Consider the following 26,963-nt stretch of genomic DNA (forward strand, 5'->3'; position numbering starts at 1 on the left):
CTCTCTTATGTCTGTGACGGAAGCAGTGCGTGCCCCAGCACTTCGTCCATGTGGCCCACCGGCACAAACTCCAGTTCGTCGCGGACGCTGCTCGGGATGTCTCTAAGGTCTCTTTCATTGTCCTTAGGCAGCAGCACTTTTTTGATGCCGGCGCGGTGAGCCGCAAGCGACTTTTCCTTCAAGCCGCCAATCGGCAGCACTCGGCCGCGCAGTGTAATTTCCCCGGTCATGGCCACTTCCTTGTTGACGTAACGGTTCGTCAGCGCCGAAATAAGCGCCGTAGCAATCGTGATGCCAGCCGACGGGCCGTCCTTTGGAATGGCTCCTTCTGGAATATGAATATGAATATCGTTTTTTTCGTGGAAGGCCGGATCTATGCCAAGCTGCTCCGCTTTGGAGCGTGTGAAGCTGAACGCAGCCTGCGCGGACTCCTTCATGACATCCCCCAGCTTGCCTGTAAGCGTCAATTTCCCGCTTCCCGGCATGACAGTCACCTCAATCACGAGTGTGTCTCCGCCAACTTCCGTCCACGCAAGACCCGTAACTGCGCCAATCTGATTTTCACTTTCGGCCAAACCATATCTAAACTTGGAAGGTCCGATCCATTCCTTAATCAGATCCGTATCGACCACAAGCTTGCTTTCGGAAGCTTGGGAGTGATGGACTGTATCTGTGGCTTCAGCAGGCTCAGAAGTTTTGGCTGTCTCGGTAGTTTTGGTAGACTCAGCTGCTTTGGCAGTTTCGGTCATTTTGGCAGTCTCAGATTCTTCAGCAGTCGTTACTGCCTCCCCCTCCAATTCCTCTACGCCTTCAGGCGAAACGACGCTGCGCTGCGATACAAAATGTTTGGCGGCTTTGCGGCAAACGGCTGCAATTTGCTGTTCCAAATTCCGAACGCCCGATTCGCGCGTGTATTCGCGTACGAGCAATTGCAACGCCTCTTCCGTCACCTCCAGCTGCTCCTCGGAAAGCCCATGCTCTCTCCTCTGCTTAGGCAGCAAATACCGCACGGCAATCTGCAACTTTTCCAGTTCCGTGTAGCCTGGTATGTAGAGCACTTCCATCCGGTCAAGCAGCGGTCTTGGAATGTTGTGCAAAGCGTTCGCTGTCGTCACAAACATCACGTTTGACAGATCGAACGGCACCTCGATGTAATGGTCGCTGAACGTATTGTTCTGCTCAGGATCGAGCACTTCCAGCAGCGCTGAAGCCGGGTCGCCTCGGAAGTCCGTCGCCATTTTGTCGATTTCATCCAGCAAAAAGACCGGATTAAGGCTGCTGGCCGATTTCATCCCTTGCATAATTCTTCCCGGCATCGCTCCCACATAAGTTCTGCGGTGGCCGCGGATTTCCGCCTCGTCCCTAACTCCGCCTAACGAGATGCGGACAAACTTTCTTCCCAGCGACTTGGCTACAGAACGGGCAAGCGACGTCTTCCCGACACCCGGAGGACCTACGAGGCATAAAATCGGCCCTTTCAGCTTTTTCACCAGCTGTTGGACGGCCAAATATTCCAGCACCCGTTCCTTCGGCTTCTCCAGCCCATAATGATCATCATTTAAAATGTCTTCCGCTTTGGACAAGCTGAGATCGTCTTCCGTAATCTTATTCCAAGGCAAAGCGAGTAACCAATCGATATAATTGCGGATGACGCCACCTTCGGCTGAAGACGGAGGCATTTTTTCCAAACGGTCAATTTCTTTATTGACCTTCTCTTTAACCGATTCCGGAACGCCGGCTTCTTCGAGCTGGCTTCTCAGCTCTTCCGCTTCGCCTGCGCGGCCTTCCTTCTCGCCAAGCTCCTTTTGAATCGCCTTCATTTGCTCGCGGAGATAATATTCCTTTTGCGTTTTCTCCATTTGCTTTTTCACGCGCTGGTTGATTTGGCGCTCTAGCTCCAGCACTTCCCGCTCGTTGTTCAGCAAATCCAGAAGCTTCTCCAGCCTTGCGGCTACATCGATCGTCTCAAGTATTTCCTGCTTATCCTTAATCTTGAGCGACAGATGGCTTGTAATAACGTCCGCCAAGCGGCCGGGATCGTCAATATCCGATACGGCCGCATAGGTTTCGGGCGTTACTTTTTTGGAAAGCGAAATATAGTGCTCGAATTGATTCAAAACGGAACGCATAAGCGCATCCACTGCCGGATCGTCGGTTTCTTCCTCCGGCAGCTCTTTCGCCAGCACCTCGTAAAATTGATCGTTTTCGACGTAAGACTGCACTTCCGCTCTAACGACGCCTTCTACAAGCACTCTAATCGTCCCGTTGGGGAGCTTAAGCATTTGCCTTACCTTAGCAATCGTTCCAACCTTATAAATATCTCCTTCGGTCGGATCTTCAATATTGACCTCGGATTGCGAGCAAAGCAATATCATATGATCTTCGACCATCGCGCGGTCGAGCGCGCGCACCGATTTGTCCCTTCCCACATCTAGGTGGAGCACCATGCTGGGATAAACGAGCAGCCCTCTTAGCGGAAGCAAGGGCAAACGACGGCCTTTCGATTTGCCAGATCCCATGCCAGCACCTCCATATCAATTAACATCTACCTTATTTTATCATTCAGCGGAATCCGCCTGCAAATAGGGAATGCCGGGCGCGAGAAATAATTCGGAGGCGACGGGAATTTCTGTACGCACTGCGGATAGTTCCGATTCCGGGAATACATGTTTGAACACTTCTTCCACACGATCAACCGGAATGACCTTCAGCCCTTCCAAATCTGCAAAAATAGCCTGCCAGTTTTCCTTCGGAATAATGACCTGCTCCGCGCCTGCCTGGAAAGCCGCTTCGACCTTGGCGAGAACGCCGCCCACCGGCTTCACATTGCCGTGAATGCCAACCTCGCCAGTCATCGCCAGCTTGTTGTTCACTGGGATGCCCGTAATCGCGGAAGCAATGGCTGTAGCCATCGTAATGCCCGCCGATGGTCCGTCTATCGGGGTACCTCCAGGGAAGTTGATATGCAGGTCGTAGTCTTGCGGGCGAAGGCCCAGCCGGCGCAGTACGGTCAATACATTTTCAACGGAGCCTTTAGCCATGCTTTTTCTGCGAAGCGTCCGGGAGCCACCGCCCAGCTCTTCTTCGTCGACAACGCCTGTTATCGTAAATTGGCCTTTCCCTTTCACCGCGCTAATCGCACTTACTTCGATTTCAAGCAGCGTTCCCATATTGGGACCGTATACGGCAAGACCGTTTACAAAGCCGACCTGCGGCGCATGCGGCACTTTCCGATCAGGCCGAGGCGGAATTTGGCTGCTGTTGACGACCCATTCGATATCCGAAGCCGCTATTCCTTCTCTTTTTTCAGAAAGAGCGACTCCGGCAGCCAATTGAATGACATTAACGGCCTCGCGCCCGTTGGTGGCATATTTTTTGACGACATCGATCGCTTCCGGACATGGGCCGAATCCGATTTTTTTGACCGCGTTTTCAGCGACCGAAGCAATTTCGTCAGCCAGCAGCGGACGGAAAAAAACCTCCATGCAGCGAGAGCGTATAGCTGGAGGAATCTCTTGCGGCGATCTGGTCGTCGCTCCGACGAGACGGAAATCCGCAGGGAGGCCGTTTTGGAATATGTCATGGATGTACACAGGAATGTTGGCATCCTCAGAATTGTAATACGCGCTCTCCAAATAAACCTTCCGGTCTTCCAGCACTTTTAAAAGCTTATTCATCTGAACCGGATGCAATTCGCCGATTTCGTCGATAAACAAAATGCCGCCATGCGCTTTCGTAACCGCTCCGGGCTTAGGCTGCGGTATGCCGGCAACGCCCATCGCTCCCGCGCCTTGATAAATGGGGTCATGAACGGAGCCGATTAGCGGATCGGCGATGCCTCTTTCATCAAATCTAGCCGTTGTCGCGTCGATTTCCGTAAATTTAGCCTCAGGCAAAAACGGCGACGACGGATTTTTTTTCGCTTCCTCCAAAACAACGCGCGCAGCAGCCGTCTTCCCGACTCCCGGAGGTCCGTAAATAATGACATGCTGCGGATTGGCGCTGCATAACGCCGCTTTGAGCGCCCGCAGACCGTCCCGCTGTCCAATAATGTCTCCCATCGTCTGCGGCCTTGTTTTCTCCGCCAGCGGCTTTGTCAAAGAGACGCTCCTCAACTTGCGAAGTTTATCCATCTCCTTCTTCGACTCACGGTCGACGGCCGAGCGGTTCGTCTTCTGATTGCGAAGCAAATTCCAGAAATAGAGGCCGATAACGACCGCAAAAAACACCTGAACCAACATTAATACCAAACTTAAACTCATCACTCATCCGCTCCTTTCAAGCGCAGCTTCACGACTAACCTGTTTCAGCAACTTTTGCCCGACTGATCCGTTAATATTATCCGTATTCAGTCAGTATTGCCTCACAGCAATCGGAATAATCGCCTTAAGGTTTCTTTCCCAAAATAAAAGAAGGCCCCTTTTGCTAGGAGGCCTTCCTCGTTTCATGGCGGACGATTATGCGTGTGCGTGATTTTTGCGGCCGGGAATTTCACCCGTTTCCTCAAACACTTTTACGATGATATCAATTTCTTTCTTCAGCTCGGATAGAAGCTCCGCTTCCGGCACTTTGCGAATCATCTCTCCATAGCGGAAAAGCATGCCTTCGCCACGGGCGCCCGCTATGCCGATATCCGCCTCGCGCGCTTCGCCGGGGCCGTTCACCGCACAGCCAAGTACGGAAACTTTAATCGGCACTTTAATTTTTGAAATATATTCTTCCACTTCGTTTGCAATGGAGAACAAGTCAATGTCGAGACGTCCGCAAGTCGGGCAAGAAACAAGAGTCGCCGCATTTGTAATTAATCCGAACGTTTTTAGCAGCTCTCTAGCCACTTTAACTTCTTCCACAGGGTCTGCGCTTAAGCTAATCCGAACCGTATTGCCGATTCCCATAGCAAGCAAAGCGCCGATGCCCGCCGAACTTTTAATCGTACCGGAGTGCAGCGTTCCAGCTTCCGTAATGCCAAGGTGCAGCGGATATTTGATTTGCTCCGCAGCCATTCTATAAGCGGCAAGCGCCATTGGCACATCGGATGCTTTCAGCGATACGATAATATCATGGAAATCCAGCTCTTCCAAAATGCCGATATGGAACAACGCGCTCTCCACCATCGCCTCCGGCGTTGGGTAGCCGTATTTCTCAAGCAGATGGTTTTCCAAAGAGCCCGCGTTTACACCAATTCGAATCGGGATGCCTTTATCTTTGCAGGCTTTGACAACAGCTTCTACCTTTTCTCTGCGGCCGATATTGCCCGGGTTGATCCGAACCTTGTCGACGCCGTTTTCGATCGCTGCGAGCGCCAGTCTATAATCAAAATGGATATCCGCCACGAGCGGAATATGGATACGTTTCTTAATCTCTTTAATGGCGTCTGCCGCTTCCTTGTTGTTGACGGTAACCCGCACCACTTGGCAGCCCGCTTCTTCCAAACGCAAAATTTCGGCAACAGTCGCCTCTACATCCGCCGTTTTGGTTGTGCACATGCTTTGAATGATGACCTCGTTGCTGCCGCCGATCGTCAAATCGCCGACTTTAACCGCTACCGTATCTTGACGCAAATACATATATGATCTCTCCCATCGAGCGTATAAGACCGTACCGCTTTAGCTTAAACCCAATTATCTATACGCATCTCCGCATAAAAAGATTCAAGCATTTCCGTTTCCATTATCTTATATTAAAACACGAAAGTCCACCCCATGCTAAGGGCGCGTACGCACAAAAGCATGGGGTGGATATAATGGCCTTGCTATTGATTAGGCGCTTTCTTCTTTCTTTTTGCCTTTTTTGGCGGAAAGTTCAGGCATGATTTTGTCCTGCACCGATTTTTCCGTAATGAGGCATGTGCTTACGTCGTCGCGGGACGGCACTTCGTACATCACGTCGAGCATGATGCCCTCGATGATGGCGCGCAGGCCGCGAGCGCCCGTATTGCGCTTGATAGCTTCTTTGGCGATGGCATCCAGTGCCGCCGGCTCAAAGTCCAGCTTCACATTGTCCATCTCCAGCAGTTTTTGGTACTGCTTTACAAGCGCGTTTTTCGGCTCGGACAAAATCCGAACAAGTGCCGGCTCGTCAAGCGGCTCCAAAGTGGAGATGACAGGCAGACGGCCAACAAACTCCGGAATGAGACCGAATTTGAGCAAGTCTTCCGGCAATACCATGCCGAGATATTCGCCCGGTTTCAAATCTTTTTGCATTTCTCCGGAAGAGTTGAAGCCGATCACCTTTTTGCCGATACGGCGTTTGATGAGCTGCTCAAGCCCGTCGAATGCGCCGCCGCAAATGAACAAAATGTTCGTTGTGTCGATTTGGATAAACTCTTGATGAGGATGCTTACGTCCGCCTTGCGGAGGAACGGAAGCAACCGTGCCTTCCAAAATTTTAAGAAGGGCTTGCTGCACCCCTTCACCGGAAACGTCGCGAGTAATGGACGGGTTTTCCGATTTGCGGGCTACTTTATCGATTTCGTCGATATAAATGATGCCGCGTTCCGCTTTTTCCACGTCGTAATCCGCCGCTTGAATCAGCTTCAGCAAAATGTTTTCAACGTCCTCGCCGACATAGCCCGCTTCCGTCAAGGAAGTGGCGTCCGCAATGGCAAACGGCACGTTCAAAATTTTAGCCATCGTTTGCGCAAGCAGCGTTTTGCCGGAACCTGTCGGTCCTAGCAACAGAATGTTGGACTTTTGAAGCTCAACGTCCTCGATTTTGCTGCCGGAATTGATCCGTTTGTAGTGGTTGTATACCGCTACGGAAAGCGATTTTTTCGCCGACTCCTGTCCGATGACATAGGAATCCAAAATCGTGCGAATATCTTTTGGCTTCGGAATATCCTTCAGATCGAGCTCCTCTTCGTTCCCAAGCTCTTCCTCTACGATCTCCGTGCACAGTTCGATACACTCATCGCATATATAAACGCCAGGACCGGCTACCAGCTTACGCACCTGATCCTGCGACTTGCCGCAGAACGAGCATTTCAATTGGCCTTTCTCGTCGTTGAATTTAAACATGTACTCACCCCTTCTATTAAATCGTTAACCGATTACCGGCGAAGTAATGACTTTGTCGATCAAGCCGTAAGCCAGAGCTTCCTCTGCGCTCATGAAATAATCACGGTCGGTATCCCGATCGATCTTATCGTACGGCTGTCCAGTACGGTCGACATAAATTTGATTCAGCTTTTGTTTCGTCTTCAAAATCCAGTCCGCGTGGATTTTAATATCCGTCGCTTGACCGCGCACGCCGCCGAGAGGCTGATGGATCATTACTTCGGCGTTCGGCAGCGCAAAACGCTTGCCTTTGGCTCCCGCCGTCAGCAGAAGCGACCCCATGCTTGCCGCCATCCCCATGCAAATGGTAGATACGTCCGGCTTAATATATTGCATCGTATCAAAAATCCCCATCCCGGCCGTTACCGAACCGCCAGGGGAATTTATGTATAGATGAATGTCCTTTTCAGGATCGTCGGCCGCCAGAAACAGCAGCTGCGCAATAACGGAGTTTGCGACATCATCGTCAATTGCGCTTCCGAGAAAAATAATGCGATCCTTGAGCAAGCGGGAGTAAATATCATACGATCTCTCACCGCGATTCGTCTGTTCAACTACGATCGGTACCAGATTCATGCGACCAACCTCTTTTCATTTTGGAATGGATATAGCTACCTTATTGTATCACGTACGCTAGTTGATGTCATTTTCCCACTACTACAGTATACGGCGAAGGCCGTGCGATATGTACGCCATATACGTGATAGGAAAACACAAATCATATGTAAGACACAAAACCGATATGTAGGGTCAAAATAAGGCACGTCTTGTGCACGCGCCTTATCTTGAAGTCAATCTATTCATCTATTCCGGCTATTGCCGGTCATGATTTAAGCTGTTTTGCTGTTGTCAAGCAAGAACTTGATTGTTTTGCGAAGCAGAATATCCTCTTGAAGGTTGCTGATATTTCCGTTTTTCTCGAAAATGCTGCGCAATTCTTCTGCAGGACGGTTGTACTGCTTGGACAATTTCTCTAGCTCTTCGCTCAGGTCTTCGTCCGTTGCTTCGAAACCTTCCGCTTTTGCGATGGCTTCCAAAACAAGGTTGTTGCGAACGCGCTTCTCAGCGTCGGAACGCATTTGACCGCGAAGCACTTCTTCGTTTTGGCCGGAGAATTGGTAGTACAGATCCAGGTTCATGCCTTGTGCGCGCAGACGGCTTTCGAAGTCCTTCACCATGTAGTCGGTTTCGGTATCGATCATCGCGCCCGGAATTTCAACTTCAGCAGCAGCAGTTGCCTTGTCGACTACAGCAACCTCGCGCGTTTGCTCAACTTCCTTCTCTTTGCGCTCTTTCAAATTAGCGGACAGATCCTGCTTGTACTCCTCAAGCGTATCGAATTCGCTGACGTCTTTGGCGAACTCGTCGTCTAGAGTTGGAAGCGATTTGCGCTTAAGCTCATGCAGCTTCACTTTGAATACCGCAGGTTGGCCAGCCAGATGCTCCGCGTGGTAGCTCTCCGGGAATGTCACTTCTACGTCTTTGAAATCGCCAAGCTCCATGCCTACCACTTGCTCCTCGAAGCCAGGGATAAAGGATGCGGAACCAAGCTCTAGGGAGTAGCGCTCGCTAAAGCCGCCTTCAAATTGCTTGCCGTCTACATAACCGTCGAAGTCGATAACGGCGATGTCGCCGTTCTGGGCAGGGCCCTCGTCCACAACAGTCAGTTCAGCATGGCGCGCTTGCAGGCGCTCAAGCTCAGCTGCAATTTCCTCTTCTGTTACTTCAGCTTGTACAGCCTCGATTTCAAGGCCTTTGTACTCGCCCAAAGTCACTTCAGGTTTAACCGTTACTTTCGCAGTGAATTTGAAATCTTGTCCTTTTGCGAATTGGGTAACGTCGATCTCAGGACGGTCAACCGGCTGAAGGCCGTTTTCATTTACCGCTGCGGAATACGCTTCAGGCAAAAGAATGTCGATTGCGTCTTGATAAAGGCTCTCCACGCCGAAACGGGATTCAAAAATGCCGCGAGGCACTTTGCCTTTACGGAATCCTGGAACGTTAACTTTAGCCGATACTTTCTTAAAGGCTTGATCCAGTGCTGTTGTTACTTTGTCTGCATTAACCTCAACTTCGATAGAAACGAGGTTCTTGTCTATTTTTTCCCAAGTTGCTTTCATTTTATGCCTTCCTCTCCAAAATGCACATGCATTAAAAGTTTTCACGTTACATAAACCATTCTATTATAATCAAGATGTGCTAGCTTTTCAAGGCTAACCTTCATCCCCATCCGTATGCAGAAGCATCGCCACTCCGCGAAGCGTTCTGCAGGCTTGCTCGTAACGGAAGCGCAAGCCGTCGGTAATGCCATATGTATCCCTTATATCGTCATCGTTCGCAGACCCATACACCGTAAGGTTTAGCGTTAGATGCAACGCGGCGGCGAAACAATCCACCGTCTCCTCGTTGTCGCCAAGCATCCATCTGTAAGCAGAAGTGCCGTACAAATATTGCAGGCTTTCCTTCCAAAGCTCTCTGGCAAAATGAGGAAGCGTCGGATCGTCGATTTCTGCGACGGCTTCCGTTCGCTCCAAAATACGTCCGATCGGCTCTGGAAAATCTTCCATAGAAAGCGGCGTCTCCTCAATGTCCAGCTCAACTCGCTCATCCAGCCGTTGCAGCGACACGGTGCCGGACGCTCTTCTTTTGCGCAAGCATTGAAGCGCCTTAAACTGGACGATGGGATGATTGTCCCCCTTTTGCAGCCACTCTAATATCGTCTTCGTCACTTCCGGCGAATCAATGTAAGCGGCACGCTCCAAAGCCAGCATCTGCTGATCGATCATCGGGTGATGCTGCATAATGTACATGACTTGGTTGATATAAGCCTCGTCCTGAGACGGGGGTTTCAAAAGCTGCTCCCGGATAGAGGCTTCTTCCTCCGCCTCGTCACCGTCTAAGGAAACGCGTTCGTCCTCCCCTTCGGGAAAAGCCATCTCCAGCCAGCTAAGCAAGCTTTCCCATTCCTCGTAATGCTGCTTCTCTTGGCCTTGGCACTTCAACAGCAAGCGCAGAAGTCCCTTCGCCTCCCGGTATTGCTCCGCCTCCAGCATTCGAGTAAGCTGAATTTGGTACTGGTCTAGCATTTTAGGAAACAGATAAATATTGTCTTTGCCCTCTGCCTGAGGGTCTTGTGGAGTCGTAATGCTAACACCGCCTTCGTGCAACTCCCCGGGCTCCGCAGGAATCAGCCTGTAATCTTGCGATAGATTATACCACGCTTAGGCAAAAGAAAAAAATATCGCCCTTTTTAAAAAATATCTAAAAAATGGCTTGCATAAATCGAAATACACATGCTATAGTATTACTTACGCGTCCCAGTAGCTCAGTCGGATAGAGCACTCGCCTTCTAAGCGAGTTGTCGGGGGTTCGAATCCCTCCTGGGACGCCATTAGATTTAAAAACGTTATGAATTATGAAATATATAAACGTCCAAAACTCCAGTAATATTAAGGGTTCTGGGCGTTTTTTTTCACTTTATTGCTAACCATTCAATTGGGGAAGATCACTTTTTTGTACACATTTATATACTAACCAACTACGCATAGAATACCAGTCAGCACTTTTAATAACAACAATGGGAAAATCCCCGCGATGCCTTAATGCTACCCGGGCTCGCAGGGATTTTTTTGATTTTCAAGATTATTATTCGTTATGCTCTTCCACCTCTACTTGATACCCGTTTGAGCGAACCACATCGCCATACGGCTTGCCATTCAACTCGTAGGTGTAGCGTGCGATCGCATGTCCCCGGACGATGGAGGACTCCACAACCTCGTTTAGCAAAACTTCGTATCGAATCCTAATCCTTTCCCGCGGTTCAACCGTACCCAGCGGGAGCAATCCGCTTGGAAGCCACTCGGCATCTCCCCTCCCGACAATCCGAATGCTGCCTGGCACCACCTCGGTTTCAGGAGGAATCAGCCTCGACAGCACCACATCGGCTGCCAAATTGCCCGCATTGCTCAATTCTGCCTCGAATGCTATTCGGCTGCCGGCTTCCGCGTATGGAGATAGAGGCTTTATCGTCAAACGGATTATGGGGGCAACCAGCGCCGTATCCACCGGGTTTGACCATACCTCCTCTAGCACTTTGCGTCCGTCGGGCAATGGATACGTATAGCCTAGCTTTGCTTTGTTAGTCCAAACGCCGTCGCTTCCGTCTATAGCAGCGGATGGAACTGTGACGTCAAAGGCAACGGCAACAGCAGTAAACGCGCGAATCGTGCCGAGCGGAATTCCTTCAGACGGCTGGAAGCCCTTTTCGCGCTTGCCGTCGATCTTAACGCTGTCCCAGACAAAAAGGGCGCCTTCGGGCAAACAATCCCGCAAAACCGCATCTATTGCAAAACCGCTGTCATTGCGCACACGCAGTTCATAACGGAGCGTATCACCTCTCGTTACAGAGCCTGCACTTGCCGTTTTGTGCACAACAACCTCAGGACAAATGACTTTTAGCTTTACCTTGTTTGTCGCTTCCTCGTACTTAATCCCTTTGATATCGCAGCGGACCAATGCTTGTATGATTAAGAACGGGTTAATAGGCGCACTTGCCGTCTTTATACGGAAAGCAACTTGAACGGTGCGCCCGGGATCGATATGTCCTACAGCGATCTCTTCACCGTGATCAAGCGACGGCATGCAAACATCGTCTACCACTACGCTCCCTCGAACGAGCTCCGCTTCCGGGGGAAGGAGAAGCGATAGAAGCGTATTGTTCATCCGATTGTTCCCTCTGTTTGCCACGACCAACATAAACGATACCGTATCGCATACGTACGTATAGTCCGCAGATGCCTTCAAATGAGCAGAGAAACGAGCGCCTTCCACCTTAATTTTCACCGAATTCGACAAGACTGTCCCTGTAAATCGCCTCTCATCAATCGTATAAAAGACATACTCCGCTCGCGCTTGATTGACCAGCTTTAATTCCGGAGGCAAAAACGAAATAAGAACCTGAAAGACAATGCGGACCGTCGTTTTCGGCTCTATGACCCCAAGCGGGATACCGCTGCCGGGTTTTACCCCCGGCAGCGGAACGCCGTCAATAAGCAAACTGTTCGCAACAAATACCGTGCCTTCAGGCAGCGCGTCGTACAGCACTACCTCTGCCCCCCGATTCCCGGAGTTGCTGAGCTTCAAACGATAAGTGATGATATCGTCTAATGCGGCGCAGTCCGGCTCAGCCCTTTTTGACAGCTCGAATTTTGGTCCGACGAGAGGGGTAGCTACCGTATTGGAATAAGCGACATGCTCCGTATTGCCGGAGCGGAAAGAAACAGTTGATTGGTTCAGCAGCTTATGGGAAGGCTGAGAACCGCTCGTCATGTTGCAACAACCTGTACTTGGAAGGTCAAGCTCACAGAAGCTCCCGGCGCAATCGTTCCAATAGCAACGCCTACATTTGGATTAGCAGTCGGTCTGGATACGCCGTCGACCGTTACGCTGCCCGCCACGAAGACGGTACCTGCCGGAGTCGGGTCAGACACGACTACATTATTAACCGGTGACAATCCATTGTTCGTAATGGCAATGGTGTACGTAATTTTGTCGCCGACCACGGCATCGATGACATCGGCGCTTTTGACGACAGTGACATCCGGCGAGGAAACCGGTATAACGAGTTGATTCGAAGGCTGGCTTCCCGAGCGCGTTATGCCGTCAGGCAGCACGAATGTATAATTGGCCGTTCCCTGATTGACAAGTCGCTGCGGAGAAGGCAGCGCATCAACTGTTACTTGCAGCGAGACGCTTACATGGACAGACTGCCCCGCAGTAACGGTCCCCAGCGCAATGCCTGCTGTCGGATCGACGCCCGGCTGAGGCACTCCATTAACGAGTACGCTGTTAGGGACAAAAGAAGCGCCTGTCGGAATGTTGTCGACAACCGTAACATCTGCAGCCCAATTGCCCGTATTCGTTACGTCAAACGAATAAACAATCGTATCCCCAACGGTTGCATTCGATGTATTCGCGCTTTTGACTATGCCAATGATCGGCTGATAAATAGGTGTAACGAGTGTATTCGAGAACGAAGAGCCGGAGAAAGCGCCCGACGTAAAGCTGACGAGCGACCGGTTGCTGAGCTGCGCCGGGTTTGGCAGTGACGTGACCGTTACTGTAAAAGCAACCGTAGCGGAAGCGCCAGGAGCAATCGAACCAAGCGAGAAGCCAGATGCAGGATTTGCGGTCGGCAACGGCGCTCCGTTAAGCGTGACGCTGCCTCCGTTAAAGGTTGAGCCTGCAGGAATCGGATCCGAAAACACAACATTATTGACCGTTTCAAGACCGCTGTTTGTCACCACGATTGTATATGGAATGGTCTCTCCTACGGCCGCGTCTGTTCTGGTGGACGATTTAACTACGCTGATATTAGGTGTTGATACTGGAATCGAAATTGTATTTGAGTTAAAAGAACCGGTAAGCGTCCGACCATCCGGCAGCGTATACGAATACGTAGCGGACGCCTGATTGGTGAGCAGTTGATTGGCAGGCAAACTATTAATAACGACGGAGAACATAATGGTTGCGCTGCCTGTTACATTGTCAACCGGAATGCCTGTCGCTGGATCTGCGCCGGGTACCGGAGCTCCGTTGACGAGCACACTATTGGGAACAAGCGACGTTCCGGCGGCGATCGTATCGGTCACTATGACGTTCGCGCCATAGTTTCCTGTATTATTCAGAACAATTGTATAAGAGACAGTATCCCCCACTGTAGCATTGTTTGTATTTGCGCTTTTGACAGCGGCCAAAATCGGCTGGTAGACCGGTATTGAAACGACATTGGATAAGGAAACGCCTGAGAACACACCCGAAGTAAAGCTGGTCGACGACTGGTTATTCAAAATATTTGGCACCGGCAGCGAAGTGACCGTTACATTGAAGGCAACGGTGACCGTAGCTCCCGACGCTATAGTGCCGATAGCAATGCCGCTTGACGGATTGGACGAAGGCCGAGGCGTGCCGTCTATTGTGACACTCCCTGCCACAAAAGCTGTCCCCGCAGGGAGCGGGTCCGTAAACACCGCGTTGTTAACGGGATCAATACCGGTATTGGTAACCGCAGTTGTGTACGTAATCGTATCGCCAACCGAAGCGGCCGTCGTAGTACTGCTCTTGACCGTGTTCACATTAGGAGCCGTCACCGGAATGACGACAGTATTTGAGGTCGCCGAGCCGCCTAGTGTCCGGCCATCTGGCAATGTAAACGAATAGGCAGCTGTTCCTTGATTGCTTAGCTGCTGAGTTGCAGGAAGCGAGTCAACGACGACCGAAAACAGCACTTGAGTAGTCGATCCCGGCTGAATGACTCCAGCATTGATGCCGGAAGATGGATTGCCGCCCGGCACCGGGAAATTGTTAACGAGAACGCTGTTCGGCACAAGTGATGTTCCGGCCGGAATATTGTCGGTTACGGTAAGCTGAGCCGGATAGTTGCCAGTATTGCTGACCGAAAGCGTATAAGTAACCGTATCGCCAACAGAGGTCAAATTGTCGCTGGCGCTTTTGGCAATGGCTATAATCGGCTGCGACACCGGCGTTGACACTATATTGGACAACGAGGTGCCGGAGAAGGCGCCTGACGTAAAGCTGACCGATGCCTGATTGTTCAATACGGCCGGATTTGGAATGGAGCCAACCGTGATGTTAAACTGCACGGTCGTTGTTGCGGAAGGAGCGATGGTTCCAAGGGCAATTCCATTGGGGGGTACAGCCGCCGGAGCAGGAACGCCATTGATAACAACGCTGCCCGTTACAAAAGTTGCCCCAGGAGGAATAGGGTCGGAAAACAGCACGTTGCTAACGGCCTCGATGCCGCTATTTTGAATTGTCGTCGTATAAGTGATCGTATCTCCAATTGCCGCAACAGTTGAAGGCGTTGATTTGTTGACCGAGACATTGGGCGCGGAAACTGGAAAAGTAATGGTGTTGGATGTCGCCGAGCCCGTAAGCAGTCTGCCGTCCGGGGGAGTAAACGTATAGGTTGCGTTCGCCTGATTGCTGATCTGCTGTGGCGTAGGCAATGAAGTGATAACCACTTCAAACGTCACGCGCACCGTAGCGCCGGGCGCGACATCGCCGACGGGAATGCCGCTTGCCGGGGAGACGCCCGGACGAGGGGAGCCGCCGACTGTAACGCTGTTTGTCGTAAAAGTAGTCGCTGGCGAGATCGCATCAAATAAGGTGACAGTTCCGGTCAAATTCCCGGTGTTTGCCACATCAATGGTATAGATAATGGCGTCGCCTATGGTGGCGTTGTTAGTGCTAGCGCTTTTTGTCAAATTGATCTTCGGCTGCGTTACCGGGACTGTTGTTGTGTTGGAGGATGAAGTGGCGGAAAAGGTGCCCGACGTAAAACTGACCGTCGATTGGTTGTTAATTTGTGATGGAGTCGCCATCGTTACGATCACCTCAAAAGTTACGGTAGCCGAAGCGCCAGGAGCCAAGGTACCGATTGGAATGCCGGAGGACGGATTTGCGGCGGGCTGGGGAGAGCCGTTCACATTTACGCTTCCAGGTATAAACGAAGTGTTGGATGAAAGAACGTCGCTAATAATGGCATTATTGATGTTGCTGATTCCGTTGTTCGTCACAGCTACGGCATAAGTGATTTCATCTCCTGTTGCGACGGAAGCGGTTGGACTGGCGCTTTTGACGATGCTGACGTTCGGTGAGGATACCTTTATCGACACGGTATTGCTTGCCGTGTTCCCTGTCAGATGCCGTCCGTCCGGAAGATCAAAGCTGTAAGCGGCGTTGCCTTGATTAACCAGCCGCTGGGACTGAGGCAATGAAACGATGGTAGCCACAAAGCTCATCGTTACTGTGGAACCGGGATTTATGGAACCGGTTGATATCCCCGTGTCTGGACTGACGCCAGGGGTTGGCACGCCGCCGATAATGACGCTGTTCGTGTTAAATACCGCACCGGGAGGCATCGCATCGGTCAACGTAACGGAAGCCGCAATATTGCCCGAATTGGATATATCAAAAAAATAAGTAAAGGAATCCCCCACCGTAGCGTTCAAAGTGCTCGCGCTTTTTACCGCTCCAATGACAGGCACGTATACTGGCGTAACGATCGCATCGGAAACGGAGCTTCCTAGCAGGGTGCCGGACCGGAAAGCGGCAACTGCCCGGTTAGAAATTTGGGCAGGGCTTGGCAGCGAGACGACTTGCAGCTGAAATTGGATCGTTGCCGAGGCTTGCGGTGCAAGCGTGCCAATCGAGATGCCCACATCGGGACTCGCTCCCGCAATGGCGGCCCCGTTCACGGTGACGCTTCCGGCAACAAAAGCAGTTCCCGGAGGAATGGGATCGGATAAAACGACACTGGTGACGGGGTCGACACCGCTGTTGGTTACCGTGACGGTATAGGTCAATATGTCGTTTAACGTTGCCGCCGTACGATTTACTGTTTTGACAATCTCTACGTCGGGTGCAGAGGCCGTCACGGAAACTGTATTGGATACGCTTGAGCCGGAAACCGTACGTCCGCTCGGAAGCTGTAGAGTATAGGCTCCAGCAGCTTGATCGACTAGAAACGGCGGTGAAGGCACGGCGGTCAGCTCCGTTTGAAACGTAATCGGGACGGAACCGCCTGGCGCCACTGTTCCAAGTGGGATGCCCGCTGTCGGCGAAGCGTTAGGCTGCGCAACACCGCGAACAGTGACGCTGCCTGCAACAAATGAACTGCCCGTCGGAATATTGTCGGTGAGTACGACTGACGCGGCGATATTGCCAGTATTGCCGACGTTTATAGAATAAGTGACCCTCGTACCGACGGTAGCTTTCGTCCGATCCGCCGACTTGGCGATGCCGATAACAGCTTGGTAAAGCGGGGTTATTGTCGTATTGGACAACGTAATGCCTGAAAAAGTGCCGGAATTGTACGAAACAGAAGCCTGATTAGACAATTGCGGCGGCGAAGGCAACGACGTGGCCGTAACCTGAAACACAACGGTTGCAGAAGCGCCGGCAGCCAGTGTCCCTACAGCAACGCCGCTCGCGGGAGATATGCCGGGCTTTGCGACACCGCCGACAGTTACGCTCCCGGGCACAAATGTGGACCCTGCCGGAATGGGGTCCGTCAGCACAACATTCGTAACCGGCTGTGAGCCATTATTGGATATAACGGATGAATACGTGATCGTGTCCCCTACAGCCGCGTCCGGCAAGCTTGCGCTATTCACTACCGAAACGTTAGGCAACTGGACAGGCAGCGTTAACGTATTGGATGCCGCAGAGCCAGAAATCGTGCGGCCGTCCGGAGGCTGAAACGTGTAGGCTGCAGTTGCCTGGTCGACCAATTGCGGCGGGGAAGGCAGCGTATTGACCAACGTCTGAAAGGTAACGACAGAAGTTGCTCCCGCGCCTATAGTGCCAATTGCAACACCTGTCGCAGGATTTGCTCCAGCTATAGGCACGCCATTGACGGTAAAGCTGCCAGACACATAGGTGCTTCCCGCCGGAATATTGTCCGTTATCGTCGTTACAGCCCCAATATTGCCGGTATTGGATAGATCCAGCCTGTAAGTTACCGTGCTGCCCACTGAAGCATTGGTTACGTTAGCCGATTTCACGATCGACAGCTTGGGGGAGTACACCGGCAGCGTAACCGAATTGGACGGGATCACGCCCGAGATGATCGAACCGCCCGCCACGCTCTGAAATGTAAACGCGGCGTTGGCCGTGTTAACGAGCTGCTGCGGAGACGGAACCGACGTGACCGTTGCTCTGTATGTAACCGCAACTGACGAATTCAGGTTGAGCGAGCCAAGCGAAACCCCCGTCGTAATGTCAAACGTCGGTTTGGCTACCCCGGCTACCGTTACACTCCCCGCCACAAAAGCGGATCCCGCCGGCAGCGCGTCGGAGAGGACGACGCTCGCCGCGTTGGCTGTCCCGGTATTGCTCACCGTGACGGTATAGACGATGGTATCCCCTGCCACAACCCCGGATACGTTGGCGCTTTTGACTACGTTGATCTGCGGCGAGTTAATATTGACCTGAATCGCGTTTCCGTTAAGGACGTAGGCATCGCCTGACGTCGTAAGGCTTAGCACCGCTGAGGACTGGTTATTGGCAAGGCGAGCGGATATGTCCACGTTTGTAATGTCCCAGCCTTGCCGTCCCCCGGAAATATTAGTGCCGGGAGTGCCGTTTGTTTGGTTGCGGTTGCCAAAAGTGCCTGTTGTATTCAATTGGCCGGCATCGTTGTTAATTTGCGATGCAAAAAAGTTGGTTGCGAAGTTGTTAGGCCCGGACAACGCAACAAGCGAAGCCGCGGTCGGTCCGAATAAAGCTTGATCTCCAGTCCGATTCGCATCCCCTTCTTGGGCGCTGAACAGCGCTCTCCCGCCTAGCGCGCCCGATATAGGGGTAGCAAAGCCGGTAATCGTCGTATTGACCGGATCAGAGGTAGCTTGGACCAGAATCGCTCCAGCGCGCAGAGACATATTGCGGAACGGCAGCGTTGGATTTTGGTAGATGACACCAAGCGTCCACCCCGCATGATTGGCTGTCGCATCGCCGGTTATGACGATTGTGCCAACCACCCCGCTGGTCGTATACGTGCCTGACATACCCTGCTGAATTAGCGACGTCACATTGGCCGATCTGACATAAGCCGATGCGCCGTTGCCCAGATCGACCTGCTGAGCCGTAGCGGAGTCCGGCGTAATGCTTGTTGTCCCGGTCGGAGTCGTGAAGGAAACCGGATTGTTAATCGCCGCGCTTAGATTAACGCTCCCGTTTATGTACGAGCCGCCCCAAATCAATTCGGCATACAACACCGTACTGCCTGTGGGCAGAACAAGTTGGGCGTTAGAGCTGTTGCTCTGATACAAGCTCGTTGTGCCCGCGGGATAAGTGCCATAAACGGAAGCTGTGTTCGTCGTCGTGAATGCGCCAATACTGTCCTGAGTTCCTGGTACCCCGGCCGTATCCGATCTGCTCAGCCCCAGCGTATTGCCGGTAAAGGTAATGGCGCCTGTTGCGTTGAAAGTGGCTCGAACGATGAGAGGAATTGTTGTCCCCCCCTTTACCCGAATAAAATGCTAATACGATGCGTTCTATACGACCTCTTCCTCATTCGTATGACATTTATTTCAATTCCATGTTCCCCTATCAAAAAAAGGGACTAGTACTCCGCATTCTTTTTTTGCTCCAAAACGTTGGGACGTGGATAGACCCCTCTGCTCAGCTCATCCAATTCCTCCTCAGCGATCACCTTTTTTACAGCAGCCACATAATAAACGATTTCAACTGCCGCATTCGGTTGAAAACGCTGAATCGTCCCCAGCTCTTCCGAATCGTAAAGCGATAAATCGAATTCAGAATCGTATAAAAGCTCCATATGCAGCAATCGGAAATCGAACGGCGGGGAACTATCCGCATAAGGAGAAAGCTCGGGGCATTTGAACCCATGGGAGGGCTCGTAAAAGGAGGGCGTCCAATAACGGGGGCTGGACTCGTCAAATCTTTGCTTTATATAAGGGTTGGCCATATGATCGAAATGGTGGGCGTAAGGAGCCAAAATGCAAACTACCGCCTTATGGGAGCATAACCGGTACAAGTCCGCCATCACTTTAAACAAGTCGTTTACGTACGGCAACGAACGGCTGGCCATAACAAATTCAACGGAATCGCTCGGAAGCGGTATCGACTCGTTTATATCCCATACAAGATCGACGTCCGCTATTCGGCGTTTATCGATGCCAAAATATCCGTCGTGCTTGTTCGGACCGCAGCCTAAATCTATTTTCACATCCACTCACTCCAGTCCCGAAGTTTCATTTATCTACTATATTTACTCGGGCGCAGGCGAGTGGGACACGGTATATACCCATACCTTGCATTGGCGGACATTGAGGAGCGAAGCTTTATGCTGGAATTAGGGGAGTTTCAATATAAACTCAGTCTTATTCTATAAATTTGACGCTTTTCATTTCCCTTTCCGGAAAGAAAAAACAGCAGACCGTATCGTTACGGGCTGCTGCTTGCTTTGTTTTGAACGGGGAACAAGCCCCTTGAACCATTTTCTTATATCATTAACCAAGAGCAAAACGTCTCAGCACGTCCACCTTGGCTCCCGTCAAATCGCCGCTGTTGTCAAATATAAGCACGCTGCTCTCCGGAATGTCCCAGTTGATAGTCGGCACAAAGTCCACACGCTTCTGAAAATCTCCCCAATTGTCCAGCTTCCACTGATCGCGCTCCGTCTGGCGTCCAACGATCCGGCTCTTCTGAAGAGTCATGTCCGACAGCGTCACCACGATAACCTTTACGTCTACCTGTTCTTTGGTCAAGCCAGCGGCACATATCACTTCTTCAATCCATTCTTTATTTTTAAGCTCCGCCGTAAACGGCGAAATCATAAATACGTTTTGGCCTGCGGCTAAGTTTTCGATGCAGACATCCTTAGCGGTATCGTATTCCAAATCGCGCAAATGGGTTTTGTAAAACTCGGAATCGCGGTCGTTTTTGTCGAGCCCCTTCATCTCAAGTATCGCTTCGACAAACCTTCCTCCGATCGTATCCCGGTCCAAAAACGCGGCAGGTATGTCCACGCTCAGCTTTCTGGCTACCGTCGTTTTGCCGGTACCCGCTACCCCTACAAAAAAGATCAGCTTCTGCAACTTGTATGCCCCCATTATTTTGATAAAAAAATTATACCATGTTAACCGTTTCATGCGAACCGTTTCTCGAAAGGCCGCCCCCGCTCTGCAAAAATGCCGCTTCGAGCATCATCCTTGGATCATGATGCTCGAAGCGGCATTTCTAGGTGCTGCCCGCTATTTTAGTGTTGCATAATGCCCATCGCTTCGATATGCCGCTTCGTCTTGTCCGTCCCGTATTCATAAAGAAACTGGTAAATGCGGCCGATGATTTCATCCGAGGCACCGTTTAATATTTCATCGCTATCGGGCGAAAACGGCCTGCCGCCAAAATGGAACGCCTCTGCTTCGTCCATCGAGGACAGCTCCTCAAACAACTCGCGCAGCTTGCTTAATTCCTCCTCGCCGGCTACAATCTCCAGCTCATATGCCGCAGCCTCAGGATCTTCCAATATTTGTCCCGCCTGAACGGAAATAAAATAAGGCTTGCGCTCGCCGCTTTCCTCTGATTCGAATGATCGCTCCATCGTTTGCCCCACATTCCTTCCCTTTCGTTATTGCTTTCGATTAAGCAGACGCTACCTCTAGCATCCCTGTCGGACAGACATTTTATCCCTTTTTTCAGCATATAACTGTTATTATCGCAACTGGAGTCCAGCATAGAGAGGAATGAGAGGGATGTGCGGAATAACCGGCTGGATTGATTGGAACAGTGATCTGACCAAAGAAAGCAGCCACTTGGAAAGAATGACGGATACGCTTGCCCCGCGAGGCCCCGACGCTGCGGGCACATGGATATCGGGACATTGCGCGCTCGGCCATCGCCGTCTGTCCGTTATGGACCCGGAAAACGGAGCCCAGCCCATGATTCGGTATACGGGTGACGATAAATATGTGATTGTCTATAACGGTGAGCTGTACAATGCGCCTGAGCTGAAAAAAGAATTGGAGAGCAGAGGCCGCTCCTTTACGACAACTTGCGACACCGAAGTGCTGCTCGTCGCTTTTATGGAATGGGGCCGGGCCTCCGTTGAACGGTTCAACGGCATTTTTGCGTTTGCGATATGGGATACCACTGCGCGGGAACTGTTTGTGGCACGCGACCGGCTGGGCGTAAAGCCGCTTTTTTTTAGCCAACGGGAAGGCTTGTTCATCTTCGGCTCGGAGCCGAAATGCATTTTGGAGCATCCTGCCGTCAAAGCGGAGGTAGGGGCTGAAGGATTGGCCGAAATTTTTGTTATCGGTCCTGCGCGCACGCCCGGCCACGGAGTGTATAAGGATATTAGCGAGCTGCGTCCGGGACAATGCATGGTCATTAACGGCGCGGGCGTCAAAACAATTACGTATTGGCAGCTTAGAAGCCAACCTCACGAACATACCGTAGAGCAAACGGCCCAGCATGTCAGGGAGCTTCTTATCGATACGGTTGAACGCCAGCTTATCTCCGATGTGCCCGTATGTACGCTCCTTTCCGGCGGCCTCGATTCGAGCGCTCTCACGACACTGGCAGTCAACTACTATAAAGCCGGCGGGCAAGGCAACATCCATACGTATTCCGTCGATTACCGGGACAATGACAAACATTTTGCAGCCCATGATTTTCAGCCCGGCAGCGACGCCCCATGGATCAAACGGATGACTGAGCATCTAGGCACGATTCATCATGCCATCCAATTCGATACGCCGGAGCTGGTAGCGGCTTTGCACGATGCGACGCTGGCGCGCGACTTGCCCGGCATGGCGGATGTGGACGCCTCCCTTCTTTTGTTCTGCCATGAAATCAAAAAAGGAGCCACCGTCGCCATTTCCGGCGAGGCGGCCGACGAAATATTCGGCGGATATCCTTGGTTTCACCGGGACGATGCGCTCAGCAGCAACACCTTCCCTTGGTCGCTGGCGACTGGAATGCGGGGAAGTCTGCTGTCGCCGGAAATTGCCGGATGGATACGGCCGGAAGAATACATTGGCGACAGGTATGCCGACGCCGTTGCGGAAGTACCTCACTTAACCGGCGAGGACGAACAGCTTAAAAAAATGCGGCGCATGTCTTATTTGAACATTACCCGCTTTATGCCAACCTTGCTGGACCGCAAAGATCGGATGAGCATGGCGGCGGGACTTGAGGTACGCGTTCCGTTTTGCGATCATCGTCTAGTGGAGTATGTGTGGAACATCCCTTGGGAGATCAAAACGGCGGGCGACAGGGAAAAGGGCATTTTGCGAAAAGCGTTGCAGGGACTTTTGCCGGATGACGTCTTGTGGCGCAAAAAAAGTCCGTATCCCAAAACGCATAATCCAAACTATTTGGCCGCTGTACGCGGACTTTTGCTGGATGTGCTGAATGATCCTTCCTCGCCGATCCTTCCGCTCATCAACGTGAAAAAAGTGCGCGAGCTGACTGAGTCCGCTTCCGCAAGCTCCAATATCCCTTGGTTCGGCCAATTAATGTCCGGCCCGCAGTTGTTTGCCTATTTATATCAAGTCAATCTATGGCTTAAACGGTATAACGTTTCAATCGTGCGATAAAAAGGGCAAGGGGATAACAAAAAAAGGGACGCCTCCCGCAGGAGTGCGTCCCTTTTAAGTTCATGCTCTAAGCTTCCAACTGGGCAAGAAGCGCTTTAAGCGCCTCGCCGCGGTGGCTGATGGCTGATTTCTCCTCTTTGCTTAGCTCTGCCATCCCTCTGCCGAGCTGCGGCAGCCAGAAAAGCGGATCGTAGCCGAATCCTCCGTCGCCATGCGGGCGGTCCGTAATAAGGCCGTCTACCGTACCTTTGGCTTCAACAAACTGCCCAGTCGCGGGATCATACAGCGCCAACGCGCATACAAACTGGGCACGGCTTAGCCCCCTCGAGCCATCTGGCAAACAATCGCCAGGCAGTGAAGCTCCCATCTCGGACAGTTCCGCCAGCAGCTTTTCGTTATTGTCCTGGTCACTTGCCCCTTCTCCAGCATACCGGGCGGAATAAACGCCGGGCCTGCCGTCAAGCGCCTCTACCCGCAAGCCGGAATCGTCAGCAAGGGCAGGCACGCCGAGTGCGTCGCCCGTCGTCTTGGCTTTGATTCGGGCATTGGCGGCAAACGTGTCTCCATCCTCCACAATATCTTCAATAGAAGGATAGTCGTGCAAGCTTGCCACACTTTTGCCCAGCTTCTCAAGCGCATGAGCAAATTCCTTTACTTTGCCCGCGTTTTTGGTAGCTACAACAATCGTTGATTGTCCCGACAGCAAGTTCAAGCCCACTCGCGTCAGCCCCCAATCCGATCCGCAAGCTCGCCCAGCGCCTCGCGCTGCTTGCCGATCAATTCCGCAATGCCGGACTCCGCAAGCGCCAGCAGCTCATTCAGCTCCTCGCGCGTAAACGGCGCATCCTCGCCCGTCCCTTGCACTTCCACAAATTTTCCTTCGCCCGTCATCACGACGTTCATATCGACTTTGGCTTTGGAGTCCTCTTCATAATTCAAATCAAGAAGCGCCTTCTCGCCAATGACGCCAACGCTGACGGATGCCAAAAAGTCTCTGATCGGATATTTATTAAACGTCGCCGTTTTGGAAATACGGTGAATCGCAATCGCCATAGCGACAAAAGCTCCAGTAATGGATGTCGTGCGTGTGCCGCCGTCCGCCTGAATGACGTCACAGTCCAGCGTAATCGTGCGCTCGCCAAGCGCTGACAAATCCACAACAGAACGAAGCGCGCGGCCGATCAGCCGCTGAATTTCCATCGTTCTTCCCGTCAGCTTGCCTTTGGAAGCTTCCCGATGGTTGCGGGAATGGGTTGCTCTTGGAAGCATGGAGTATTCTGCTGTAATCCACCCTTTTCCCTGTCCCTTCATAAAAGGAGGAACCCGCTCCTCGACGCTGGCCGTACAAATCACCTTCGTGTCGCCAACCTCGATTAGGACCGATCCCTCCGCATGCTTATTGACATTGGTCGTAATCGTGACCGGACGAAGCTGATTCGGCTCGCGACTGTCATTTCTCATTTCGGTATGCCTCCTGAACGTAAAATCCGTATGTAATCCTCCCTATTTTAGCAAAGTGGCCGCCGAATTGCATCTTGCCCCTTAAATTATGCGCAAAAAAACGAACTAAGCCGGAGCTTAATTCGTTTTTTCGGGGCTTTTTGCCGGACGTTTAAGATTTCAGCGCATTTACATGATGCGGCCTGCCGACTGGCTCGCTATAAGATTGGTTGTTGTCGTCGACCAAATTGGTTTCGCCGTTAATCCGGATTTGAACGGAATCCGCGCCGCTGTTTTCCGTCAAGGAAAGGATGACCGCTTGCAGCATTTCCGCCGGAATTTGCTGACCGCTTTCGTACGCCTCGTCCTGAAGGTCGACGATGACAACGCCGTCTTTTTCCTCAATGCCGGTCACTTCGACATCCGGGAGGATGACGCTGGTCAGCGCTTTTTTGTTAAGCGGCCCTTCAATCAACTCCTCGAGCGCTGCATGGACTTTGGAGTCGGAACGCGAAATCAGCCTTGTGACAGGCACATAATATTGCTCATCGCCAACAGTCTCAGCGGAGAAATAAAGGGTAACCGGAGACGAGTTCGTCACGCTGACGCCGTCGGCCGTCTCGATATTGATGCCGATATCGCGAGTCAGCTTGCCTTGGATTGGGAACGCCGCTTGCGGCATTTCCGTCAAAGGCTCGCCGTCGATGGAAAGCTCGACCCCCTCGATCCCGCTCATCGCCGTTAATGTCCATGTGATAGCTTCCACGATAGCGCGCTCGTCTTGGCTGTTGTAATTGGCAAAAGCGCCGGACAAATTCACTTTCGCAACTTTTAGTTCTTTGTCGTATTCATAGGACAGCACCTGCGTTCCCTGAGGAATTAACGCGCGGAAGTTTTCCGGCAGCTGCGAAGCGAATGCGCCTTGATCGACCATAATTTCAAGCGCCTTTTGCGGAGCCGTCTCATTCTTCTCAAGGGCAAGCGGAACAGCGACCGGAGCCAAATAGCCATTGCCATCCTGAAGATACACCGTTACTTTGGAGCTCTCTTCTGCGCCGGGCAAAAGTCCCGTTGGCTCGCCTTCCACATCCTCCGACGTCTCGATCCCAGGCGGCGGGTCAATCGATTTGCTCGTTTGCTGCGAAAACAACCCGCATCCTGCGGTTAGAACGGGCACCGCCAATAGTGCGACGTATGCGGTACGGCGAATCCATCTTTTTTGAATCATGTTGATAATTCCTCCCCGATTGATTTTAGCCTGGCGGCTTTGTACAACTCCTCATTTGTAGTAATATGTATACGAGCCCTTCCCTGTTTTAGACCAGTTTTGTCCATAAAATCATGTGGGGGAATAACGATGAACAATCAACCCGAAATTTACAGCCTTAATAGCTCAAAAGTCGCAACCGCAACTGATGAATGGCTCGCCAAAAGAGGAGTGACCAAGCTTGCGATCGCCGAGCTCGTCCACTTCCTCCAAAAAGATTATTTTCCGGGTCTTACTCCGGAAGATTGCATTGTGCATGTCGACGCCGTTCTTTCCAAGCGCGAAGTGCAAAATGCGGTATTGACCGGCATCCAGCTTGATATATTGGCGGAGGAAGGCAAGCTGCTGCCGCCGCTTCAGGATATGATCAAGCATGATGAAAGCCTGTACGGATGCGATGAAATTCTCGCGCTGTCTATCGTAAATGTATACGGAAGCATCGGTTTTACCAATTTCGGATACGTCGATAAGCTTAAGCCAGGCATTTTGGTGAGGCTAAACAGCAAATCTGACGGGGAAATCCACACTTTTCTAGACGATATCGTCGGCGCAATCGCCGCTTCCGCAGCAAGCCGCATGGCCCATCGCAGGCAAGCGGAGCGCGAAGGCGTGACCACCCCTCCTCTTGACTAAACTCGCTGACTGGCAGCATTAACAGGCTGCCGAAAAGAAGGTACCCCATTTGGGCGGGGTACCTTTTATTGTATGCACTGCTGTGGCGTGATCTAGTTGTTTCTGGCACCGCTATTTCGCTCCGCACACCTGTTTGAGCGTGTTTAGTTGTTTCTGGCAATACTATTTCACTCCGCACACCCGTTTCAGCACATTTAGTTGTTTCTGGCAGCACTATTTCACTCCGCACACCTGTTTGAGCACGTTTATTTGTTTTTGGCACCACTATTTTGCTCCGTACACCGATTTGAGCACGTTTAGTTGTTTTTGGCACCGCTATTTCGCTCCGTACACCTGTTTGAGCACGTTTAGTTGTTTTTGGCACCACTATTTTGCTCCGTACACCTGTTTGAGCACGTTTAGTTGTTTTTGGCACCACTA

General features: G+C 51.7%; 17 protein-coding genes and 1 tRNA gene. 3 read left to right on the plus strand and 15 right to left on the minus strand.

The features are described from left to right. Positions 1-5: 5 nt before the first annotated feature. The 7 genes from lon to ACFQZE_RS09895 all read right to left on the minus strand — a co-directional run bounded on the left by lon (position 6) and on the right by ACFQZE_RS09895 (position 10,222). A complete protein-coding gene (gene lon, locus ACFQZE_RS09865; RefSeq protein WP_379356282.1) occupies positions 6-2,519 on the minus strand; it encodes an endopeptidase La in 2,514 nt (837 codons plus the stop codon). A gap of 39 nt (positions 2,520-2,558) precedes the next feature. Further along, positions 2,559-4,262 (minus strand): ATP-dependent protease LonB, encoded by a 1,704-nt coding sequence (gene lonB, locus ACFQZE_RS09870; RefSeq protein WP_379356284.1) that lies wholly within the window; start codon positions 4,260-4,262, stop codon positions 2,559-2,561. Between the two features lie 195 nt (positions 4,263-4,457). Further along, complete coding sequence (gene ispG / locus ACFQZE_RS09875) at positions 4,458-5,567, minus strand: flavodoxin-dependent (E)-4-hydroxy-3-methylbut-2-enyl-diphosphate synthase (protein WP_379356286.1); 1,110 nt, start codon at positions 5,565-5,567, stop codon at positions 4,458-4,460. A gap of 192 nt (positions 5,568-5,759) precedes the next feature. Next, positions 5,760-7,016 (minus strand): ATP-dependent protease ATP-binding subunit ClpX, encoded by a 1,257-nt coding sequence (gene clpX, locus ACFQZE_RS09880; protein ID WP_379356288.1) that lies wholly within the window; start codon positions 7,014-7,016, stop codon positions 5,760-5,762. Positions 7,017-7,040: 24 nt separating this feature from the next. Next, positions 7,041-7,631, minus strand: a complete 591-nt coding sequence (gene clpP / locus ACFQZE_RS09885; protein WP_379356290.1) for an ATP-dependent Clp endopeptidase proteolytic subunit ClpP — start codon at positions 7,629-7,631, stop codon at positions 7,041-7,043. A gap of 254 nt (positions 7,632-7,885) precedes the next feature. Beyond that, a complete protein-coding gene (gene tig, locus ACFQZE_RS09890) occupies positions 7,886-9,175 on the minus strand; it encodes a trigger factor (protein WP_379356292.1) in 1,290 nt (429 codons plus the stop codon). 93 nt (positions 9,176-9,268) lie between these two features. Next, positions 9,269-10,222, minus strand: coding sequence for a hypothetical protein (locus ACFQZE_RS09895; protein ID WP_379356294.1), 954 nt, complete (start codon positions 10,220-10,222; stop codon positions 9,269-9,271). 147 nt (positions 10,223-10,369) lie between these two features. Between ACFQZE_RS09895 and ACFQZE_RS09900 the strand changes: the two genes are divergently transcribed. Further along, positions 10,370-10,446: transfer RNA gene (locus tag ACFQZE_RS09900), tRNA-Arg, on the plus strand. 254 nt (positions 10,447-10,700) lie between these two features. Here ACFQZE_RS09900 and ACFQZE_RS09905 read toward each other — a convergent pair. The 5 genes from ACFQZE_RS09905 to ACFQZE_RS09925 form a co-directional block, all read right to left on the minus strand. Then, on the minus strand, positions 10,701-12,383 hold the full coding sequence (locus ACFQZE_RS09905) for a hypothetical protein (RefSeq protein WP_379356296.1): 1,683 nt from the start codon (positions 12,381-12,383) through the stop codon (positions 10,701-10,703). After that, positions 12,380-18,907 (minus strand): DUF7507 domain-containing protein, encoded by a 6,528-nt coding sequence (locus ACFQZE_RS09910; RefSeq protein ID WP_379356298.1) that lies wholly within the window; start codon positions 18,905-18,907, stop codon positions 12,380-12,382. Before ACFQZE_RS09910 ends, ACFQZE_RS09905 begins: the two co-directional genes overlap by 4 nt. 293 nt (positions 18,908-19,200) lie before the next feature. Then, a complete protein-coding gene (locus ACFQZE_RS09915) occupies positions 19,201-19,827 on the minus strand; it encodes a hypothetical protein (RefSeq protein WP_379356300.1) in 627 nt (208 codons plus the stop codon). A gap of 283 nt (positions 19,828-20,110) precedes the next feature. Then, entirely contained in the window at positions 20,111-20,698 is a 588-nt protein-coding gene (locus ACFQZE_RS09920) for a P-loop nucleotide/nucleoside kinase family protein (protein WP_379356302.1), read from the minus strand. Between the two features lie 161 nt (positions 20,699-20,859). Beyond that, positions 20,860-21,204, minus strand: a complete 345-nt coding sequence (locus ACFQZE_RS09925; RefSeq protein ID WP_379356304.1) for a hypothetical protein — start codon at positions 21,202-21,204, stop codon at positions 20,860-20,862. A 151-nt stretch (positions 21,205-21,355) separates the two neighbouring features. On the opposite strand from ACFQZE_RS09925, the gene asnB reads away from it, so the two are divergent. Next, positions 21,356-23,203 carry an asparagine synthase (glutamine-hydrolyzing) gene (gene asnB, locus ACFQZE_RS09930; protein WP_379356306.1) on the plus strand — a complete coding sequence of 616 codons (1,848 nt, stop codon included), beginning with the start codon at positions 21,356-21,358 and terminating at the stop codon, positions 23,201-23,203. A 67-nt stretch (positions 23,204-23,270) separates the two neighbouring features. Here the strand turns inward: asnB and ACFQZE_RS09935 are convergent, their stop codons facing one another. From ACFQZE_RS09935 to ACFQZE_RS09945, 3 genes are all read right to left on the minus strand, one after another. Beyond that, the gene (locus ACFQZE_RS09935; RefSeq protein ID WP_379356308.1) at positions 23,271-23,921 is read right to left on the minus strand and encodes an XTP/dITP diphosphatase; all 651 of its coding nucleotides are present in this window, start codon (positions 23,919-23,921) and stop codon (positions 23,271-23,273) included. Between the two features lie 5 nt (positions 23,922-23,926). Next, a complete protein-coding gene (gene rph / locus ACFQZE_RS09940; protein WP_379356310.1) occupies positions 23,927-24,664 on the minus strand; it encodes a ribonuclease PH in 738 nt (245 codons plus the stop codon). A gap of 151 nt (positions 24,665-24,815) precedes the next feature. After that, positions 24,816-25,871: a GerMN domain-containing protein gene (locus ACFQZE_RS09945; RefSeq protein ID WP_379356312.1), complete on the minus strand. Its 1,056-nt coding sequence runs from the start codon at positions 25,869-25,871 to the stop codon at positions 24,816-24,818. 129 nt (positions 25,872-26,000) lie between these two features. On the opposite strand from ACFQZE_RS09945, the gene ACFQZE_RS09950 reads away from it, so the two are divergent. Next, positions 26,001-26,543 (plus strand): phosphatidylglycerophosphatase A family protein, encoded by a 543-nt coding sequence (locus ACFQZE_RS09950; protein WP_379356314.1) that lies wholly within the window; start codon positions 26,001-26,003, stop codon positions 26,541-26,543. The last annotated feature ends 420 nt before the right edge of the window (positions 26,544-26,963 follow it).

Origin of the sequence: Paenibacillus sp. GCM10027627, from assembly GCF_042675505.1 — a bacterium.
In the GTDB taxonomy this organism is placed as follows: Bacteria; Bacillota; Bacilli; order Paenibacillales; family Paenibacillaceae; genus Pristimantibacillus.

What these genes read in the sequence shown, in the direction of transcription:
- lon (WP_379356282.1), bottom strand. Translation starts at nt 2,519, where the DNA reads ATGGGATCTGGCAAATCGAAAGGCCGTCGTTTGCCCTTGCTTCCGCTA.
- lonB (WP_379356284.1), bottom strand. Translation starts at nt 4,262, where the DNA reads ATGAGTTTAAGTTTGGTATTAATGTTGGTTCAGGTGTTTTTTGCGGTC.
- ispG (WP_379356286.1), bottom strand. Translation starts at nt 5,567, where the DNA reads ATGTATTTGCGTCAAGATACGGTAGCGGTTAAAGTCGGCGATTTGACG.
- clpX (WP_379356288.1), bottom strand. Translation starts at nt 7,016, where the DNA reads ATGTTTAAATTCAACGACGAGAAAGGCCAATTGAAATGCTCGTTCTGC.
- clpP (WP_379356290.1), bottom strand. Translation starts at nt 7,631, where the DNA reads ATGAATCTGGTACCGATCGTAGTTGAACAGACGAATCGCGGTGAGAGA.
- tig (WP_379356292.1), bottom strand. Translation starts at nt 9,175, where the DNA reads ATGAAAGCAACTTGGGAAAAAATAGACAAGAACCTCGTTTCTATCGAA.
- ACFQZE_RS09905 (WP_379356296.1), bottom strand. Translation starts at nt 12,383, where the DNA reads ATGACGAGCGGTTCTCAGCCTTCCCATAAGCTGCTGAACCAATCAACT.
- ACFQZE_RS09925 (WP_379356304.1), bottom strand. Translation starts at nt 21,204, where the DNA reads ATGGAGCGATCATTCGAATCAGAGGAAAGCGGCGAGCGCAAGCCTTAT.
- asnB (WP_379356306.1), top strand. Translation starts at nt 21,356, where the DNA reads ATGTGCGGAATAACCGGCTGGATTGATTGGAACAGTGATCTGACCAAA.
- rph (WP_379356310.1), bottom strand. Translation starts at nt 24,664, where the DNA reads ATGAGAAATGACAGTCGCGAGCCGAATCAGCTTCGTCCGGTCACGATT.
- ACFQZE_RS09945 (WP_379356312.1), bottom strand. Translation starts at nt 25,871, where the DNA reads ATGATTCAAAAAAGATGGATTCGCCGTACCGCATACGTCGCACTATTG.
- ACFQZE_RS09950 (WP_379356314.1), top strand. Translation starts at nt 26,001, where the DNA reads ATGAACAATCAACCCGAAATTTACAGCCTTAATAGCTCAAAAGTCGCA.